At 45.1% G+C, this 20,536-nt stretch carries 15 protein-coding genes; 7 read left to right on the forward strand and 8 right to left on the reverse strand.

Features of this window, described 5'->3' with window-relative positions; all coding sequences use genetic code 11:
- Window positions 1–3: 3 nt before the first annotated feature.
- The 6 genes from ccoG to R2Q85_RS09740 form a co-directional block, all read right to left on the reverse strand.
- Window positions 4–1,347 (reverse strand): cytochrome c oxidase accessory protein CcoG, encoded by a 1,344-nt coding sequence (ccoG, locus tag R2Q85_RS09715; RefSeq protein WP_316811575.1) that lies wholly within the window; start codon window positions 1,345–1,347, stop codon window positions 4–6.
- Between the two features lies 1 nt (window position 1,348).
- Window positions 1,349–2,149, reverse strand: a complete 801-nt coding sequence (locus tag R2Q85_RS09720; RefSeq protein WP_316811576.1) for a cbb3-type cytochrome c oxidase N-terminal domain-containing protein — start codon at window positions 2,147–2,149, stop codon at window positions 1,349–1,351.
- Window positions 2,146–2,313 carry a hypothetical protein gene (locus R2Q85_RS09725; protein ID WP_316811577.1) on the reverse strand — a complete coding sequence of 56 codons (168 nt, stop codon included), beginning with the start codon at window positions 2,311–2,313 and terminating at the stop codon, window positions 2,146–2,148. The genes R2Q85_RS09720 and R2Q85_RS09725 overlap by 4 nt, the downstream gene beginning before the upstream one ends.
- Window positions 2,314–2,332: 19 nt before the next feature.
- Window positions 2,333–4,444 carry a cytochrome-c oxidase, cbb3-type subunit I gene (gene ccoN, locus R2Q85_RS09730; protein ID WP_316811578.1) on the reverse strand — a complete coding sequence of 704 codons (2,112 nt, stop codon included), beginning with the start codon at window positions 4,442–4,444 and terminating at the stop codon, window positions 2,333–2,335.
- A gap of 71 nt (window positions 4,445–4,515) precedes the next feature.
- Window positions 4,516–4,701 carry a cbb3-type cytochrome oxidase assembly protein CcoS gene (gene ccoS, locus R2Q85_RS09735; protein WP_316811579.1) on the reverse strand — a complete coding sequence of 62 codons (186 nt, stop codon included), beginning with the start codon at window positions 4,699–4,701 and terminating at the stop codon, window positions 4,516–4,518.
- On the reverse strand, window positions 4,698–7,100 hold the full coding sequence (locus tag R2Q85_RS09740) for a heavy metal translocating P-type ATPase (protein WP_316811580.1): 2,403 nt from the start codon (window positions 7,098–7,100) through the stop codon (window positions 4,698–4,700). The genes ccoS and R2Q85_RS09740 overlap by 4 nt, the downstream gene beginning before the upstream one ends.
- Window positions 7,101–7,280: 180 nt before the next feature.
- On the opposite strand from R2Q85_RS09740, the gene R2Q85_RS09745 reads away from it, so the two are divergent.
- The 5 genes from R2Q85_RS09745 (at window position 7,281) to R2Q85_RS09765 (ending at window position 16,388) form a co-directional block, all read left to right on the forward strand.
- Window positions 7,281–8,462 (forward strand): Pycsar system effector family protein, encoded by a 1,182-nt coding sequence (locus R2Q85_RS09745; protein ID WP_316811581.1) that lies wholly within the window; start codon window positions 7,281–7,283, stop codon window positions 8,460–8,462.
- Window positions 8,463–8,469: 7 nt separating this feature from the next.
- Window positions 8,470–10,443 carry a polyphosphate kinase 1 gene (gene ppk1 / locus R2Q85_RS09750; protein WP_316811582.1) on the forward strand — a complete coding sequence of 658 codons (1,974 nt, stop codon included), beginning with the start codon at window positions 8,470–8,472 and terminating at the stop codon, window positions 10,441–10,443.
- Window position 10,444: 1 nt separating this feature from the next.
- Entirely contained in the window at window positions 10,445–11,326 is an 882-nt protein-coding gene (locus R2Q85_RS09755) for an SdiA-regulated domain-containing protein (RefSeq protein WP_316811583.1), read from the forward strand.
- A gap of 81 nt (window positions 11,327–11,407) precedes the next feature.
- On the forward strand, window positions 11,408–13,762 hold the full coding sequence (locus R2Q85_RS09760) for a GAF domain-containing protein (RefSeq protein WP_316811584.1): 2,355 nt from the start codon (window positions 11,408–11,410) through the stop codon (window positions 13,760–13,762).
- A 13-nt stretch (window positions 13,763–13,775) separates the two neighbouring features.
- Window positions 13,776–16,388 (forward strand): BamA/TamA family outer membrane protein, encoded by a 2,613-nt coding sequence (locus R2Q85_RS09765; RefSeq protein WP_316811585.1) that lies wholly within the window; start codon window positions 13,776–13,778, stop codon window positions 16,386–16,388.
- 25 nt (window positions 16,389–16,413) lie between these two features.
- Here R2Q85_RS09765 and R2Q85_RS09770 read toward each other — a convergent pair whose 3' ends face one another.
- A complete protein-coding gene (locus R2Q85_RS09770; protein ID WP_316811586.1) occupies window positions 16,414–16,839 on the reverse strand; it encodes a thioesterase family protein in 426 nt (141 codons plus the stop codon).
- Between the two features lie 161 nt (window positions 16,840–17,000).
- Here R2Q85_RS09770 and R2Q85_RS09775 point away from each other — a divergent pair, with 161 nt between their 5' ends.
- Together R2Q85_RS09775 and R2Q85_RS09780 are read left to right on the forward strand one after the other, a co-directional pair.
- Entirely contained in the window at window positions 17,001–17,585 is a 585-nt protein-coding gene (locus tag R2Q85_RS09775) for a gluconate 2-dehydrogenase subunit 3 family protein (protein WP_316811587.1), read from the forward strand.
- A gap of 26 nt (window positions 17,586–17,611) precedes the next feature.
- Entirely contained in the window at window positions 17,612–19,312 is a 1,701-nt protein-coding gene (locus R2Q85_RS09780) for a GMC family oxidoreductase (RefSeq protein WP_316811802.1), read from the forward strand.
- 357 nt (window positions 19,313–19,669) lie between these two features.
- Here R2Q85_RS09780 and R2Q85_RS09785 read toward each other — a convergent pair whose 3' ends face one another.
- Window positions 19,670–20,518, reverse strand: coding sequence for a S1 RNA-binding domain-containing protein (locus R2Q85_RS09785; RefSeq protein ID WP_316811588.1), 849 nt, complete (start codon window positions 20,516–20,518; stop codon window positions 19,670–19,672).
- Window positions 20,519–20,536 lie beyond the last annotated feature (18 nt).

The following is a 20,536-nucleotide window of genomic DNA, read 5'->3' on the forward strand; positions in this document are numbered from 1 at the left end:
AGGTTAATTGTTAGGCGCTGCAATAAATGTGGTTTCAAAACGGTCCAGAACCTGACCATCTTTTGATACCAGTTTAAATTTCAGTGCTGATTTATATTGGTCGATTGCTGCCTGCGGCAGGATTACAAAGAAGGTGAGTTTTACTACCCCGCCATAGGTAATACTGTCCTGTTGCTGAATGTACTGGATTTTGGCTCCCGGAAATTCCGGAACCAGTTTAAAGCGAACTGTGCCATTGGTTTTGTTGATGAGTTCTGCATTGTATAAATTGCTTACAGCCTGATCTTTATCCCTTAACTGGTATAGCGTTCCTCCAGCCCTTAAAATGGTTGTTTTTACTGCAGTCCTGGTAAGCAGCAGGTAAGACAATACGCCAACGAGGATCAGTAAAACAGCAGCATAGGCATAAATGCGTTTGCTGAGCTGAAAAGGCTGTTTGCTCCGAATTTCTTCTTCAGATTTAAATCCGATCAGCCGGACAGGGCGGTTGATTTTTTCCATTACCATATCGCAGGCATCAATACAGGCTGTACAGTTTACACATTCCATTTGTGTGCCATTACGGATGTCTATACCTGTAGGGCAAACCTCAACACATAACTTACAATCTATGCAATCCCCATTGTAATTTTCCTGTTCTTTTATCCGTTTTGCCCTGGGCTCTCCGCGTTCGTAATCATAAGCCACAATAATGCTCTGGTTATCCAGCAGTACACCCTGCAAGCGTCCGTAAGGGCAAACGACCGTACACACCAATTCCCGTATTCTTGAAAACACCAGGTAAAACACCAGGGTGAAAATGCAAATGGAAATGAAACCTGAAAGGTGTAAAGTAAGGGGTTCCGTCATGATTTTGACCAGCGCAGCCGAGCCAATCAGGTAAGCCAGGAAAATATTGGCGATAAAAAAAGAAATACACAGATAGATGGTATGCTTTAAGGTCTTTTTAAAGATTTTCTCCCCGCTCAGCGGGCCTTCGTCCAGTTTTTTCCTTTTCAGCTGGTCGCCCTCTATCCAGATCTCAATTTTCCGGAATACCATTTCCAGGAATATCGTCTGCGGGCAGGCCCATCCGCAAAATACGCGCCCAAATACTACCGTAAACAATACAATGAACACCATAAAGGTAAGCAGGGCCAGTACAAACAGGTAAAAATCCTGGGGCCAGAAAATTACCCCAAAAAAAACGAATTTCCGCTCCAGTACATTCAATAATACCAGCTGCTCCCCGTTTAACTTAAGGAAGGGAGCCGCAAAAAGCAAGGCCAGAAAAAAATAACTGAGCCATGACCTGTATTGGTATAATTTCCCCTTTACCACGCGCGGGTATATCCGGTTTTTTGACATCTTATTCTTCTTTCTTACCCTGAGGTGCCTTTGCGCCAGCCGGGTTACTGCCTTTTAAGGATAGGATATAATTGGTAATGTCTGAGATCTGTTTTGGTTTCATCTGTTTCTCCCAGGCCACCATGCCTTTTTCAGGAATACCATATTTAATGGTCTTAAAGATGTCTTTCACCTTTCCGCCATGCAGCCAGTAATCATCTGTAAGGTTTGGTCCAACGGCGCCTTCAGCATGTTCACCATGGCAGGGGGTACAGGCCGTTTTGAACAAGGCTGCACCTGCCTGAAGAACTGCCTGATCTGTTGAAGCTTCCACATTACTTTCATTGATCTTATTGGCGCCACCGGCGCCCGGTTTCTGTAAAAATGCAATCCGGTCTTCGTCCGCCTGCTGCAATTCTGCTGCATATTCCTGTTCCTGGGATTTGCCCCAGCCAATGACATGGTAATTTAGCATATAGGCGATGGCAAAGAAGATCGTTCCATAAAACAATACCATAAACCAGGCAGGGGTAGGGTTGTCCAGTTCGGTAATGCCATCAAATTCATGCTCCATCACCAGCGCTTTCTCTTCCGAAAGTGCATGGAGCCCCAGCAGTTTTGTCCATATCGTCTTTTTCTGTGGTTTTTCAACCTCTGGTTTTTCCTGCTCCAGCCGGTACCGCTCTTTTTCTTCAGGGCTGGTCAGCTTTGAAGGATATAAGCTTTGCTGAATATAGATCCTGATCACCTTTAAAACCAGCAACGAAACGATCAATATGCTTACTGAAACAAACAGTAAGGCCCAAATTAAGATCTCACTCATTTTTCATCATCTTTTAAAGGGAGTTCACTCATATATTTAACTTCCTCTTTTTTCATGGTGGCCAGCAAAATGGCTACACCAATAAAAAAGAGCATAAAGATGGCCAGGGAACTGAGCAGGTAACCCTGGTTTCCGGTAGCCTGGTCTAAAAATTGCTTAAACATATTCTTTTCATTTACTGTTTTAATTTGCTTTAATATCCGTTCCCAATCGCTGTAAATAAGCAATCAGGGCGATGATTTCCTTATCGCTTTTTACTTTGACGTTGTTTTTCTGTAAATCTGCCGCGATCTCTTTGGCCTGTTTGTCCAGGTCAGCATTGGCTTTGTGCTCATACCCTTCCTCATACGGCACACCCAAGGTCCGCATGGCGCGGATCTTGCTGCGGGTAGTGGTGGTGTCCAGCGTTTGGCTGATCAGCCATTCATAAGGCGGCATAATGCTGCCAGGCGACATGGTCTGTGGGTCCAGCATGTGGTTAAAATGCCATACATTACCATATTTGCCACCTTCCCGCTGCAAATCAGGTCCGGTGCGCTTAGAGCCCCATAAATGCGGGTGGTCATATACAAATTCCCCGGCCTTGCTGTATTCGCCATAGCGCTCAGTTTCGGAACGGAAGGGCCTGATCATTTGCGAGTGACAGCTCACACAGCCCTCTTTAATGTACAGGTCGCGTCCCTGTAATTCTAAAGGTGTATAAGGTTTTACACTGCTGATGGTCGGGATATTGGATTTGATGGTAAAGGTTGGCATCATCTCTACCATACCCCCGATCAGGATCACGATCAGCGAAAGTACCAGGAATACCATGGGTTTGCGTTCCAGCACGCGGTGCAGTTTTTTATCTGATCCCAGTGGCTCGTAGGTTTCCGGTAGTGCAGCTGCTTCAGCCGGCTCATTGGCCAGCAGTTTGCCTGTACCAACAGTTTTGATCAGGTTATAGGTCATGACAATTACACCGATCAGGTATAATGCGCCACCTATAGCCCTCAAGATGTACATGGGAATAATCTGCAGCACAGTTTCCAGGAAGTTAGGATACCTCAGCATGCCTTCTTCGGTGAACTCTTTCCACATCAGGCCTTGGGTAAAGCCCGCGAAATACAGGGGCACCGCGTAAAAAATAATACCCAACGTACCGATCCAGAAATGGAAGGAAGCCAGTTTTTTAGAATATAACGGGGTTCTGTAAATTCTTGGGATCAGCCAGTATAAAATACCGAAAGTGAGGAAACCATTCCAGCCCAATGCGCCAACATGTACGTGGGCTACAATCCAGTCTGTATAATGTGCAATGGCATTGATCTGCTTTAAGGCCAGCATCGGGCCTTCAAATGTAGCCATACCATAGGCTGTAAGGCCAACCACCATAAATTTAAGCGTAGCATCTTCCCGCACCTTGTCCCAGGCGCCGCGCAGGGTAAGCAACCCATTGATCATACCTCCCCAGCTTGGGGCAATCAGCATGATGGAAAAGGCTACGCCTAAGGATTGTGCCCAGCCCGGAAGTGAAGTATACAGCAAATGGTGCGGGCCCGCCCAGATGTAAATGAAAATAAGCGACCAAAAGTGCAGGATACTTAGTTTATAGGAGTAGATCGGGCGCTGGGCCATTTTAGGCAGAAAATAATACATCATGCCCAGGTAGGGTGTAGTCAGAAAGAATGCAACCGCATTGTGACCATACCACCACTGTACCAGTGCATCCTGTACCCCGGCATACAGGTAATAGCTTTTAAAAGCAGATACCGGCAGCTGAAAAGAATTCACGATATGCAGCACCGCTACCGTAACAAAAGTGGCAATGTAAAACCAGATGGCCACATACATGTGCTTTTCGCGGCGTTTAATGATCGTGCCAAACATATTTACCCCAAATACCACCCATACCAGGGTAATGGCAATGTCAATAGGCCATTCCAGTTCGGCATATTCATGCGAAGAGCTTAGGCCAAGCGGAAGGGTGATTACAGCAGCAATGATAATGAGCTGCCAGCCCCAGAAATGTATTTTACTCAGCACATCACTAAACATCCGCGCTTTTAGCAAACGCTGCAAAGAATAGTAAACCCCCATAAATATGGCATTGCCTACAAAGGCGAAAATAACTGCATTGGTATGCAGCGGACGGATCCGGCCAAAAGTAGTGTACTGTGAGCCCATGTTTAATGCGGGTTTAAACAACTGCATGGCGATGAGCAATCCGACCGTCATGCCAATAATACCCCATACTATGGTGGCAATGGCAAAGTTTCTGACGATCTTGTTGTCGTAGTAAAATTTTTCAGTCATGAGAAATAATGAATTTTTATAGGTGTAAAATTACCTGGGTGTTCCCGGCTAGGGAATGATAGCTGTTCGTATTAAAAGTGATCTTCGTCAATTTTTTCCGGAATTTTCTGCTCTGGCAGTTCATAGTCAAAAAGGATCCGTACAGCTGGTGTATAAGTATCGTCATGCTGCCCGGTTTTGCTGGCCCAGAAAAAAGCCGCAAGGAATATAAGTGCAAGTAAAATACTGCAGCCAATCAAAAAATAGATCATGTTCATAACAATTTGTTTTTACGGGCGCAGTACCTTGCAGCTATACTGGTGAATAAAATGATGCTTACGGTACTTACCGGCATCAGGATGGCGGCAAACAACGGGGATAACAATCCCTGAACCGCAAAGTATAATCCTATCAGATTGTAAGTCAGGGATATTGCAAAGCTGAGCTGGATGATCTTTACCGCATCTTTTGCCTGTTTAATAAATTGTGGAAGCAGGTGGAAAGCAGCACCGTCGAGTATGGCATCACAATCCGGGGAGAAATTATTGATGTTGTCGGTAACTGCCAGTCCTACATTGCTTTGTCTTAATGCCCCTGCATCATTCAGGCCATCACCAAGCATCAGTACTTTTTTGCCCAGACTTTGCAGCTGGCTGATATAATCCAGTTTATTCTGCGGGCTCTGCCCAAAATGCAGCTGCTGTGCCCGTGGGAAAAAAGGAATGAGGCTTTGCTTGTCATGGTTCTGGTCGCCGGAAAGCAAATGCAGGTCGGCAAATTTTCCCAGTTTAAAGGTCAGCTCCTTAAAGCCGGCTCTCCATTGCTGCCGAAAAACAACATGGCCCAGGTATTTCTTATCGATCATCAGGTGAATATGGCTGCCCATCGGAGCGTTGATCAGCGGCAGACCAATAAAAGCGGAACTTCCCAATTTTACTTCATATCCATTGATCCGGCCACTGATCCCTCTTCCGATTTTTTCCACGTAATCATCCACCGGAAAAATTTTATTCCGGTTCAATACTTTAACCAGCTCCCGGCTTAAGGGATGCCCCGAGTTACTGGCGAGGTCGTATAACAGTTGTTTCTCCACTTCAGTGATCTGCCCATGAAAACTGAAACCCGCTGCTTCCGGATTGGTAATGGTGCCTGTTTTGTCAAATACAAAGGTGTCAATGCGGGCCAGCTCTTCTACAACGGCCGTACTTTTCAGGTAGAACCTGTTCCTGTCAAATATGCTCAGTACAGCAGCCAGGGTAAATGGAGAGCTCAAGGCCAATGCGCAGGGGCAGGCGATGATCAGGACCGCAGTAAATGATGCCACTGCCCTCGTGGTATCACCTGCTGTCAGCATCCAGAAAGCAGCCGAGCCTATGGCGATCAGCAACAGGACCACACTGAAGTACTTGCTGGCAGTATGGCTAAAAGTTTTAATATGGTCTTTTTTCGTATAAAACGCTTCATTGTTCCAAAGCCGGGTCAGGTAGCTCTGTGAAACCGGTTTAACCACCTCCAGTTCTATGGCGCCGGATAACTGACGTCCACCAGCATAAACTACCTCGCCATATACTTTTTTTACCGGAACCGATTCCCCGGTAACAAAACTGAAATCCAGTTCTGCCTCACCTTTTAATAAAATGGCATCGGCCGGGATGATCTCATTGCTCCGGATCAGTATCCTGTGGCCTGGTGCCAGTTCATTTAGTGGTAAAGGTTTTTCCTTTCCCGCTTTGATCAGCGTTACGGCAACGGGGAAATAGGAACGGTAGTCCCGCTCAAAAGAAAGGTGATGATAAGTCCGCTGCTGCATCCATTTTCCGATCAGCAGGAAAAATACGAGTCCGCATAGCGTATCCACAAATCCAGCTCCTGTATTTCCTGTGATTTCAACCAGCGAACGGATAAACATCACTGCAATACCCAGTGCCAAGGGAAAATCCAGGTTTAACACTCCATTTTTAAGGTTCTGGTAAGCCGCTGTAAAATAGCCCCGGCCACAATAAAATACCACGGGTATCGCAAAAGCCAGGTTTAGCCAGCCAAAAAAGGATTTAAACTGTTGTTCCAGGTCTGAAAGACCGAAATATTCCGGAAAGCTGAGCAGCATTACATTTCCAAAGCAAAAGCCAGCAACCGCAATTTTCATCACCAGGTCCCGCGCCGAAAAATCAGCCTGCTGCTTTTTAACCATATCCTGCAAACTGATCTGTGGTTCATAGCCGATAGCAACCAGCAGTTCCACAACCTTTCTTAACGAGGTTTCCTGGTTTTTGAAGGTAAGCGTTAGCTGCTTTTTCAGAAAGTCAATTCTCGATTGCGCAATAGCGGGGTTTAATTTGTACAGGTTTTCGAGCAGCCAGATACAGGAACTGCAGTGCACCGCTGGCACATATAAGGTAATAGCCGTAATTTTTTCATCTGTATAATCGATCAGGTCAGCTGCAATTTTTGGTTCGTCCAGGTATTCAAAATGCCCGGCCTGTTGTTTTTGCGTCTGTCCCGGTACCTCATTGTACGCATAGTAATTGCCTAAATTGTGGCTCGACAGGATCTGATACACACTTTTGCAGCCGGCACAGCAAAAATTTCTGTCATCCAGCAGGTAGGGTGCTGCAGGTAAATCGTCTCCGCAGTGGTAGCATTGGGTTTCAGTGTCTACGGTCTTTTGTTCAAACATGATCCAAATCAATATCGGTCAAAGGTCGGGGCACTGTTCAATTCTCCACATGACTCCGGTCAGGAACAAATGTGATATAGATCAATTTATTTGATTTAAAAATTAAAACCCGCATATTTATAGCATGAACTCGATAGATCAGACTGTATTCAGTTCTGGTTTCTAATAAATATATATCAGATGCAGTACCGGGAAATATTAGACCAACTTCGCAGTCATGTTGCCAGCTTGTTCCATGTGCATAACGATGCACGATTTACTTACCATAACCTGCAACATACAGAACAGGTAGTAGAAAATACCGTCAAAATTGCCAGTCATTACCAGCTGTCCGATCAGGATTTTTTTATTGTGACCGCTGCCAGCTGGTTCCACGATCTGGGCTACCTGTTTGATTGTCGTCAGCATGAAACCAGGGGCGAACGTCTGGCTGCCGAATTTTTAACAGAAAAAGGTGTAGAACAAGCGGTAATTGACCAGGTCAGTGGCTGTATCCTGGCCACCAGAATGCCCCAGAATCCGGAAGGCCTGCTGCAGCAGATTGTTTGCGATGCGGACCTGTTCCACCTGGGCAGCGATAGTTTTAAAGAACGCAATAAACTGATGCGTAAAGAGGCCGGATCATTTTGCAACAAGGAAATTAATAAGAAAGAGTGGAGGATCAAAACTATAGCCCTGTTTAAAGCACACCACTACCATACCGATTTTTGCCAGCAACTGCTCAATGCAAAAAAAGCACAGAACCTGGCCGAAATGGAACACAAGCTCATAACCCAACCCAACGTGGAAACAACAGCAATTGTTAAAGAAGAAAAAAAGAAAAAAAGCGACAGACCGGAAAGAGGGGTAGAAACCATGTTCAGGATCTCCTCTACCAATCACCAGCGCTTAAGTGATATGGCCGATAACAAGGCGCACATCATGATATCGACCAATTCCATCATCCTTTCCGTTATACTCAGTTTACTGCTGCGGAAACTGGAAGACAACCCACACCTCATCATCCCTACGCTGCTGCTGCTCATCATTTGCGTAGTCACGATGGTATTTTCTATTCTCGCAACCAGACCTTCTATTCCCGAAGGGGTATTTACACCCGAAGACATCAGCCAGAAAAGGGTAAACCTGCTTTTCTTTGGTAATTTTTACCGCATGAGCCTGCCGGATTACCAGGATGGAATGCTTAAAATGATGGAAGACCGGGATTTTCTTTACGGAAGTTTAATCAAGGATGTATATGCCCAGGGTGTAGTACTTGGCCGAAAATACCGCCTGTTAAGAATCGCCTATAGTGTGTTTATGTTTGGCATTATTGCAGCGGTACTGGCATTTATTGCAGCTGCTGCCTGGGTAACCCTATAATCCTTTTATGGAAAAAACTGTTTTTTATAACAGAGACCTGAGCTGGCTCAGCTTTAACCGGCGTGTGCTTTCCGAGGCTGCATCAGCAAAGGTGCCTTTATTGGAACGCATTAAATTCCTTTCCATTTACTCTTCCAATCTGGATGAGTTTTACAGGGTAAGGATTCCTGTTTTAATGGTCGTTAGTGAACACGCAACAACTGCGGATGAACCTGATCCCTATGAACTGGCCAAAGCCGAGATCAATGGGCAGCAACAGCAGTTTGGCAGCATCATCAGCACACAGATCCTGCCTGAACTGGAAAAACATCAGGTTCACTGGATTTATAACCGGGCAATTCCGGAAAATATCTCAGCCAAAGTTGCAGCGGTATTTTTTACAGAAGTGCTGGCCTACATTTATCCCGTTTGTATAGACAACGACCTGACCAGTTTTTTCGCAGAGAACAATAAACTCTACCAGCTTGTTGTTCTGGAAGATAAAAACGGAAAGGAACGCCTCGAACTGATCAGCGTTCCATCAGAGATCCTGCCCAGGCTATACGCCATCAAAGCAGATGAGGCTACCTATATTGTTTTTCTGGATGATATCCTCAAGCATAACATGGCCTATTTGTTTCCTGACGATGCGATAAAAGGAATTTTTAACCTGAAGATCACCCGTGATGCGGAACTGAAAATCGAAGAGGTTCCTGAAGAAGATTTTACCGAAGCCCTGGAGCGCCAGCTGGAGACCCGTGACCTTGGCTTTGCCACCCGTTTTTTATGCGAGCCCGGTATCCCCTTAAGGAACCTGTACAGGGTCATTTACGCCTTAAAACTACACAGGGCTGCAGTAGTGGAAGGAGGTGCATACCATAACCTGAAGGACCTCAGCAGCTTTCCGCTCTCCGGGGCTGAATTCAGTTATCCCCAATGGCCGGCCTCAGCAGCTGTTGTCCTGGCAGAAAAGGAAACCTTGTTCAACCTCATCTTAAAAAAAGACGTTTTGATCAATGTGCCTTACCAAAGTTACGATCCGGTGCTTCGTTTTTTCAACGAAGCCGCCAACGATCGCTATACCGAAGAAATTTATACTACACTTTACCGGGTGGCCAGCAATTCCAGGATCGTCAGCGCGCTCATGACCGCCGCCAGAAACGGAAAGAAAGTTGTTGCCCTGGTTGAATTAAAGGCGAGGTTTGATGAAGCAAACAACATCAAATGGGCCAAGCAGATGAAAGCAGCAGGGGTAAGGATCATTTACAGCAGCATAGACCTTAAAGTACATGCAAAAGTAGCCCTGGTTAAAAGAAAAGTAAATGACGAAAGCCAATACCTCGGGCTTTTGGCCACAGGGAACCTGAACGAAAACACAGCCAGGTTTTATACCGACCAGATCCTGCTGACCGCACATCAGCCCATGCTCCTTGAGCTGGAAGGCCTGTTCGGGTTTTTAAGTAAAAGCAAAAAAGCCCCTTCAGATGAAGATATGATCAATTTTGAACACCTGCTGGTGGCCCAGTTTAATCTGCAGCAGCGGTTTCTGGCCCTGATAGATGGGGAAATTGAACATGCCCGAAATGGCGGGAAAGCAGGCATTACGATAAAATTAAACAACCTGGAAGAACGCATACTGATTATGAAACTTTATGAAGCTGCCCAGGCCGGAGTCCGGATCAGGTTGATCGTCAGGGGCATCTGCTGCCTCCTTCCGGGAGTACCGGGTTTAAGCGAGAACATCAGTGTAACGAGGATTGTTGGCCGTTTCCTGGAACATGGCCGGATATTTATCTTTGAAAACAATGGCCGGCAGGAGGTGTATATGGGCTCTGCCGATTGGATGAACCGCAACATCTATAGCAGGATAGAGGTCTGCTTTCCTGTTTATGAACCAGCGCTCAAACAATTGCTGATCAAAATCATTAATTTGCAGCTAAATGATCATGTTCAGGAGTCAATTTATTTATTTTTGCAAAAGCATACCATGAACCAAAACTAATATGAAAGCTTTTTATCCGAACTTCCTGTATGTTGTGTTGCTGTTCTCCATTCTGGGAACAAGCGCGTGTAAAAACCCGCGTAACAAATATACAAGCCCGGCAGGTTACGATTTCAGTAAACCCGATAAATTTAATATGCCCTCCAGTTTGCTGGAAATCTCTGGTATCGCTTTTAATGTAGGCAATAGCGATACGGTTTACAGCATTCAGGATGAGGATGGTAAGCTGTTCCGGCAGCATTGGGATGTTAAGAAGCAAAGGCATATGAAGTTTGCAGCTAAAGGTGATTTCGAAGACCTGGCCATTTTTAACGAAATGGCGTTTGTGCTGAAAAGTAATGGAGCCTTATTTTCTTTTCCCCTATCAGAAGCCGTAAAAGAGGAGTCGGATCAGGTAAAAGAAAGAAAACGCCTCGTTCCAAAAGGAGAATACGAGGGTTTGTATGCCGATCCGCTGAACAACAGGATCTATATCTTATGTAAAAGCTGTCCGGCAGACAAAAAAACAAAAAAACTGACGGGTTATGTGTTTGATTACAAGAAGGAAACAGATAGTCTGACTGCCCTGGGTAATTTTCAGCTTGACCTGAACCAGATCAAGACCTTAAACACTAAACTGAAAGCAAGTTTAAGCCCTGCAGCCCTGGCCAGAAACCCCAAAACAGCCGAGTGGTACATCCTGTCCTCTACCAATAAACTCTTATTGGTAGCCGATTCCAGCTGGAACATTAAAGCAGCACACCGCCTAAATTCATCAACATTTAACCAGCCCGAAGGAATTGCTTTTGATAAAGATCAGAACCTTTATATAGCTAATGAAGGAGATGAAGTTAACGATGGCAACATTATAAAATTCAGATATTTACCATCTGTTAAGAAATAATTACCTTCGTTTTACTAAATATGCCGATACAGGTGGTAAATTTGGAGCGTAGCTGCCAGGCTTCCTAAACAAAACATATAAATGCAAGCAATAACGCTAGATCTGAATAAGAGCATCAATGAATCGGGACAACATATTGTTGGTGCGGATATCAAACTCTCTTTGCGCCCATTTATAGAATATCTTGAAAGAAGAACGGAAGTCGAAAAAACAGTAAAAGTAAATTTCTACAAGTATATACTCGGACAATTTAATGCCTATCCTGAACTCAAAGATCCCATACCTCCCGAGAATATATACAAGTATACGGAACTTTTTGAACTCATCTACACTGCTTTATCCCCGGTAATAACTGAAGAAAGAGAGCAGTACTGGGCTTTAAGTACACCCATTTCTCCTTGCTTTCATTACGGTACCGATGCTTTTTACAGCGTTCTGATGGACGAGGGCAAATGTAACCTGAAAGCTGATCTTGCGCTGCCTTCTAAAAAAGAAATGGAGAAAAACCTGCTTTCTGCATTCTATAATATTGTAATGGAGCGTTTTTATAACTTCTCCTTAACCGGCAACCAGCTCATCATCCATTCCATTATAGATCCGGAAACCCATTTGCTCAAGTATTACCGCCTGAATGTAGATACCCGTTTTCTTGACGTGACAACCAATGCCAAGCTACCTGAGTACAATTTAAAAGACGTTAAAGACTATATAAAGGATGAAAGGAATACCCTGAAGATCCTGACCAAGCTCATCCCGCCCGAATTGTTCCGCATTGAAGGCATATCCATTGTTACTTTAACAGATGTGACCGGGGAATATGCACTGGAAACGGTTAAAAACCTGGTCATCCAGCACAATGAATCGCAGCAGGGCCTGCATACCAAAGAAATTGCTACCGCATTAAAAACTCTCGTAGGTACAGATCAGATTGATTTTGGGATGATTCCTTATATCAAACTGAACAACAAGCTGCAGATCAATGAACTTTCAGGTTTCAACAGCATATTGGTGCAGCTGGCCAGGGAACAGGGGCAGACTGAAAGCGAATACAACCACCTTATTGACGATTATATCGGTGCTCCAAGAACACTGATCTTTCCGGAAATAACCGAAGAAGAATACCTTACCTATCCCATGCTGAAGCTGCTGGGAACTGTGGGTATTAAATCCTACGCCTTGTTCCCTTTATATTATAACGCCAAACTGGTAGGTTGCCTGGAGTTATACACTAAAGATTCGAGCTTGTTCAACGGACATACCCTCAGCAAAATTGAAGCTGCATTCCCGTTGCTGGCACAATTGTTCCAGAGTGTGATCGTCGATTTCAACAACGACATACAGGATGTGATCATGGATAAGTTTACGGCTTTACAGCCCTCTGTGCAGTGGCGTTTCCATGAAGCTGCCTATAACTATATCCAATCAGGGGCAAGGGACAGGAATTTTCCTATCGAACCGGTGTTTTTTAAAGATGTCTATCCTTTTTATGCGGCAATAGACATCCGGAATTCCAGTATACAGCGTAATGCAGCAATCCGGCGGGACCTGTATGCCCATTTCGAGATCCTGGAAAGTACACTTCATTCCATAAGGGAAAAAGCCAGTAACTGTACGGAAAATGAAATCCCAAAAAGCGCGGCGGTATGGAACTACAAACACCTGGATGAACTTTCAGACCGGGAGATCTTTAAAACTGAAGATTACCTGCAGCGCCAGATCCCCAATGCGCTGCAGCACTTAAAAGATACGTATCCGGAACTCGAAGATGTGGTAAATGGTTATTATCAGCTGACGGGAAATAAGGGGAAGATCTTTGAAAACAGGGAGCGTTATGAAAAGAGCATGCAAATGATCAATGTGGCCGTAACCAGGCACCTGGACGAATTTAATGCTGAACTGCAGAGCATCTATCCCTGTTATTTTGAGAAGTTCCGTACAGACGGGGTAGAGTTCGATCTGTATCTGGGACAGTCAATTGCACCTGGCATAGCCTTTCCGGCAGGTATTCTCCAGGACTTCCGACTAAGGCAATTGCGTGTACTGGCCGAAATCGCCCGCACCACCAATAACCTCGGACCTTATTTTTCTACACCGCTGGAAACCACCCAGCTGATCTTTGTGTATGAAAAGCTGATCGACATCAGTTTCAGGATAGATGAACAGCGCTTTGATGTAGAGGGCAGTTACAACATCCGCTACCAGATGGTAAAAAAACGCATTGATAAGGCCTTCATCAAGGATACTACAGAACGGCTTACACAACCGGGCAAAATAGCCATTGTATATTTTAACAGCAGCGAAGCCAAAGAATATATCGGCTATATCAAAAAGCTGCAGGCAAAACGCTTGCTGAATGATGACCTGGAACACCTTGAACTGGAGGAACTGCAGGGCGTAGAAGGATTAAAAGCCCTTAGAATAGGGGTGAAATATTAATAGCAAAATTAACATGCATTTGAAAAAGACTCTGTTTGCCTTATTGCTGTCTGGTCCGGTTTTTATCGCTGCCTGTTCAGATGCCAAAGCACAGCAACAGGCCTCAAAAGATTCCATTACCATAGCTGTAGCACCCGAATACAATAGCGTAGGCGCTTTTCACCGGTTCTGGCTGGGCGAGAGCTACCGTAAGGTATGGGCCACACCGGTAAAAATGCGTGTCATTGATCTTCAGAAAGAAAAAGGAGGCCTGAAAATAGTAAAGCTGGGCGGTGGCATGCAAACCCGCTCCCTAAGGCTTGCAGATCCTACAGGCAAAGAATGGGCATTACGTACCGTTCAAAAATACCCGGAACAGGGTATGGCGGAAAATCTCAGGGGTACTATTGCCAAAGATATTGCCCAGGACCAGGTCTCTACCAACCATCCCTTCGCCTCCTTAGTGGTGCCTACTTTGGCCGCGGCCCTCAGTATACCACATTCCAAGCCGGAAATTGTCTACGTTGGTGATGATCCTGGCTTAGGGGAATACCGTAAGGATTTTGCCAATGCCGTTTATTTAATTGAAGAAAGAAGTCCCTTTGAAAAAGAAACCGACAATACAGAAAAGGTACAGCGTAAAATCCAGCAGAACAACGACAACAAGGCCGATCAAAAACTTACTTTAAGGGCGAGGATGCTTGATTTTCTGCTGGGCGACTGGGACAGGCATGAAGACAACTGGCGCTGGCTGGCAGAGAAAGACAAGGATAAAGGAGAAGCGGCCTATATCCCTGTACCCCGCGACAGGGACAAGGTTTTTTACAAAACCACAGGTGTGTTTCCCTGGGTACTTACCCACCAATGGCTGAAAACCCATTTGCAGCCTTACAGCGGGAACATCAGGGATGTAGACCACTGGAGCTTTAATGAACGGTATTTTGACCGGTATTTCTTAAATGAACTGAACCAGCAGGACTGGAAGGACGCGGCAAGCTATGTACAGCAAAAGTTGAGTAGCGAGGTCATCCTTCAGGCTTTCCAACAAATGCCCGACACGGTTTTTAAATTGGACGGACAGGAACTGATCCGTAATTTTACCTCCAGAAGGGATAAACTGGATTCGCTTACCCAGCATTATTACCGTTTCCTGTCCATTCATGTAGATGTGCCTGCTTCTGAAAAAAAGGAGCTGATTAAAGTCAGCAACCTGGATAATGGTGATGTTGAAGTACAGGTCCATAACATCAATAAAGCAGGAAAGCAAGGTCGTCTGGTATACAAAAGAACTTTTGACCGGCACATCACCAAAGAGGTCAGGATTTTCGGGATAAGCGGGGAAGATACTTTTTTTGTGGAGGGGGCTGCGCGATCAGCCATCCGGGTACGCCTGATCGGCGGGCCGCTTGCCAACCGGTATGAGGTTGCTGCAGGTGTGAGGAACAAGCCCTTTATCTACGATCAGCCAGATACCTCCAATCATTTTCCTGCAAGGGCACTGGCTAAATTCAGGTTGGCCGGGGATACCCTGGTGAACCGCTTTGACAAGAATAGTTTCTTATACGACCGTTCGGGAGTGCTTTTTAATGGTGGCTATAACATCGACCAGGGCATACAGATCGGCCTGGGCTATGTGATTGAAAAACAAGGTTTCAGAAAAGACCCTTATGCCCGTAAACATGAATTCTGGGTAAATTACAACAGCGGAAGGCGTTCTTTTATCCTGGATTATGTATCGGATTTTAAAAAGGCTATCGGCAACAACGACCTTACCATTCATGCCAACCTGCTGGGACCCAATAACCTGAGTAACTTTTTCGGGCTGGGCAACAATACCGAGAACATTGATCATGATTTTGAGGAGGATAATGGCGATCCTGACCGGGAAGATGGCATCTCTTATTACAGGAACCGCTACAATTACCTCAATGCCGACATCAGGCTGGGCAGGCAGCTGGCCGGACATCTAAGGGCAGATGCGGGTCTGCTGCTTTCCTATTATAGCAGCAGCGCCTCGGGAAACGATGAAAGGTTCTTTACAGATTTTAATGCAGCCTATCCCGAACAGGAAATTTTCTCTAACAAGCTATATGGTGGTTTGGTTGCAGGCCTGGTATATGACAGCAGGGATAATATTTCAGTTCCTAAAAAGGGGGTTTTCTGGAAAGCGAACCTTGTTGCCCAGCACAAACTGCATCAGGGTAGCGATAAATATGGCGCAGCAACAGCCGAGTTTCGTTTTTACCTTAACCCCGGCAAGTCCGGTCTGGTGATTGCGAACAGAACCGGCGGGGGGACGACAATTGGCAACCCCACCTTTTTCCAGCGCATGCAGCTCGGCGGAGTAAACAGTTTAAGGGGCTTTAACAGCAAACGTTTTACCGGTACATCGATGTTTTACAACAACCTGGACCTGCGGCTCAAGCTGTTCAATTTCACCTCTTACCTGGTTCCGGGTACTGTGGGGATGATTGGTTTTACCGATGTAGGCAGGGTTTGGGAAAAAGGGGAGCATTCCAACAGGTGGCACCAGGGCTATGGTGGCGGTCTGTATGTGATGCCGGGAGAAGTAATCCTCTTGCAGGCCAGTGTAGGTGCTTCTAAAGAGGCTAGCATGTTATACCTGTCTGTAGGTTTTAACTTTTAAGTCCGATCCTTAAGCTGGTTCCCGGCTACAGGTATTCGAAATCAGCTGTTTTGGGGAATTTATTAAGCCCTTCCAATATAGCCTCCGGTACGGGTCTGGCAAGTTTTCTTTTAACTGTATCTATCCAGCTGCCCTCCACTTTGATCAGCGCATGCAGTTTGCCTTCTTCAGAAAGAAATTCATGCTGAATGATCCATCGTGAGCCATCCTTTTTCATTTTCAGCAGACTGGTCAGGATGTGGATCTTCGAGTCGAGATGGATCTCCCTTCTGAACTCACATTCTTCCTTAAACAGGACCGGCCCCACGTTTTCTGTTTTCATCAAATGAATGGTGATGCCATACTCATCTAAAATATCAATCCTTTCCTGCGCTGCAAGATCGTAATAACTGCTGTGCCGAAGGTGAAAATTAGGGTCCAGATCGGCCCATCTCAGGTTAATATGCTTCATACCAGATGAATTTTTTAGGAATAAAATAACCTTACAAATATAGGTAAAAGAGATATTGTAATTTTTACAATATCTCTTTTGAAATCCTGTAAATAACTCCTACTTTGTTGCCTGATTTTTAAACACATTTAAACCAACACACCTAACCACCTTTAACAACCATGAATAGACGAGAAGCGCTTAAAAACACCGCTATCTGGCTAGGAACTGCAATTTCAGCCAGTACATTCGGTGTTTTATTTGAAAGCTTTACCCTTCCGGAAAATGAGAAAAATACAGTCTCCTTCTCCGCCGACCAGGAAAAGATCCTGGCCGAACTTGCAGATGTCATCATTCCCAGCACCAAAGATGCAGCCGGTGCAAAAGCCGCAGGCCTTGGTAGTTTTATTCCGATGATGGTGAAAGATTGCTTTCCTGCAAAAACGCAACAGGCCTTTGCCGAAGGTTTAACCGCACTGGAAGCCAGGTCGCTCAAAGATTTTAACAAAGATTTCTTATCGCTCAGCCAGCAAGAACGTGAACAGTTTGTAGCTACGCTCAGAACCGAAACCATTGCGCAGCAAAAGGCGGATAAAGCCGCTAAAAAAAGCGCAGCTTATTTCTTCGTGATCGTGCGGGACCTGACCATTCTGGGTTATTTTGCTTCAGAGATCGGTTGTACACAGTCGCGTGAATACCTGGCCATACCGGGGCGTTATGACGGCTCGGCTGAGCTGAAACCCGGACAAAAGTCATGGGCTACTTAATGTTTAAAAATAAGGAATCACACATCATGAACATCAATACGGATTTAAAGAAAGAAAATACATACGATGCGATTGTCATCGGATCGGGGATCAGTGGCGGCTGGGCTGCAAAGGAATTAACAGAAAAAGGCCTTCGGGTACTGATGCTGGAGCGTGGCATGAATATAGAGCATGTAAAAGACTACGACTCTGCCATGAAAGATCCATGGGAATTTGCGCATGCTGGTAAACTCACTGAGGAACAAAAGAGAACGCATCCCGTGCAAAAAAGGGATTACCCTTACCAGGAAGCCAACGAAAAATGGTGGGTAAATGACCTGGAATGTCCATATACGGAAGATAAACGCTTCGATTGGTACCGCGGCTTTCATGTTGGGGGCAAATCCCTGATGTGGGGCCGCCAGAGCTATCGTTTCAGCGATCATAACTTTGAAGACAATGCCAAGGACGGACATGGCAACGACTGGCCAATCCGCTATAAGGACCTGCAGTCCTGGTACGATTATGCGGAACGATTTGCAGGGATCAGCGGACAGGCCGAAAACTGGCCTTTATTGCCGGACGGACAATTCCTGCCGCCAATGGATTTAAACTGTGTAGAGAAATCTGTTAAAAAACGCATAGAGGAGCATTACAAAAGAACCCGGATCATGACCATCGGTCGGGTAGCCAATTTAACGGTTCCGCACAAGGGCAGGGGCAATTGCCAGTACCGCAATTTATGTAGTCGTGGCTGTCCATTTGGCGCTTATTTCAGCACACAGTCTTCTACCTTGCCAGCTGCCGAAGCTACCGGAAGGCTGACCTTACGTCCATATTCGATCGTGAACCATATCATTTACGATAAAAACACCAAAAAAGCGAAAGGGGTGATGGTCATAGATGCGGAAACGCAGAAAACCATGGAGTTCTATGCGAAAATCGTTTTTGTAAACGGTTCTACACTTGGTTCTACCTTTATCCTGCTCAACTCTACTTCTGAGGCACATCCTAACGGCCTGGGAAATGGCAGCGGACAATTGGGACATAACCTGATGGACCACCATTTCCGTTGCGGGGCATCGGGTGAAGCGCCTGGTTTTGAAGATAAATATACCTTTGGCCGCCGTGCAAACGGAATTTATGTGCCAAGGTACCGTAACGTAGGCAGCGATAAACGCGATTATGTACGTGGTTTCGGTTACCAGGGCGGTGCCAGCCGGAAAAACTGGCAAAGCGATATCGCCGAACTGGCCATCGGTGCTGATTTTAAAGAGAAAATGAGCAGGCCTGGGGCATGGACGATGGGCTTAGGTGGTTTCGGAGAGATGTTGCCTTATTATGAAAACAAGGTGTACATCGATAAAACCAAGAAAGACAAATGGGGACAGCCGGTACTGGCTATCGATTGCGAATACAAGGAGAACGAGAAAAAGATGCGCATTGACATGATGAACGATGCTGCCGAAATGCTGGAAGCAGCAGGTATGAAAAACATCAAAACCTATGATAACGGTTGTTATCCTGGAATGGCTATCCACGAAATGGGAACAGCCAGAATGGGGAACGATCCGAAAACATCGGTACTGAACAAATGGAACCAGATGCATGAGGTCAGCAATGTATTCGTTACTGATGGTTCTTGTATGCCATCTATTGCTTGTCAGAACCCATCTTTAACCTTTATGGCACTAACTGCCCGTGCATCAGATTATGCGGTTAAGGAGCTAAAGAAGGGAAATATTTAAAGTATTTAATTGCAGGGGGTAATTATGTAAGAAAGTAAAAAAGCTGTACTGTTCTGAGGCGGGAATAAATTGATTTTCTCCCGATGGAGAAAATCAAATGAATCCTATGCCTCTTCACAGTAAGCATTTTTACTTTCATAGCATGATGATGCTTAGGCTGACTGCCTAAATTGGTCCATAGACTGAATTTAGCACACCCCACTTATACATCATGCTAAGACAGAAAAATATACCTGCTATGAATTGGCCTAGGCGCAGTTTCACAGCTTTGTTAAAAAGCTGGGGAGCAGATGCCAGACAATGAATAGTATGGTTTATTTTTCTGTTACTAAATTTTAAACTGTATTGTGTAAGCTATTATTCAGCTTCGTGGTCAACAAGAATCCTGATCTCATGGTCAGTAACCGTGATCAGCCTGTCTTTATACAAACCGCCAATTGCCTTTTTAAAAGCACTTTTGCTGATCTTAAAACGCTGGTAAATATCCTCCGGAGAACTTTTGTCGCCCAATGCAATTACTCCGCCACTGTCTTTAAGTTCTTCCAGCAATACATCCTTGGTTTCCAGGATATGCCCATAACCCATGGATTGCAGGCTCAGGTCAATTTTGCCTTCTACACGGATCTTCTTGATCCAGCCTTTTCGGGTTTCTCCTGGATTTAATTCGTCAAATAACTCATTGGTATACAGGAGTCCAATGTATTTGTTGTCAATAATTGCATTATATCCCATATCCGAGCGGTCAACGATCAATAAACTCACTTCATCACCCTCTTCAAGGTCTATATCCTCTTCCTCTACAAAGTTCAGCAGTTTGGAAGAAGCCAGCATACGGTCGTTACTCTCATCCAGAAAAACATAGACCACATGCTTGTCGCCTTTGAACATCGGGCGCTTTTGTTCCCGTTTAGGAACGTAAATGTCCTTACCCAAACCAATGTTCATAAAAGCACCACCATCCTCCGTTTCATCAACAACAGTCAGATACGCAAAATCACCGACACAGGCCAAAGGTTTTTTAGTCGTTGCCTGTAACCTGCCATCCTTTTGCATAAACACAAAAACATTCAGGTTATCCCCAATTTCAGCAGCGGCAGGCACATCTATATAAGGCAGAATGACCTCTTTTTCCCCTTCAGTTAAAATCAGGCCCTCTTCTGTTTTTTTTATAATCCTCAGATCGTTGTATTGTCCTATCGCTATCATGATACAAAGGTAGCATTA

Source organism: Pedobacter heparinus (assembly GCF_032678725.1).
GTDB lineage: Bacteria > Bacteroidota > Bacteroidia > Sphingobacteriales > Sphingobacteriaceae > Pedobacter > Pedobacter heparinus_A.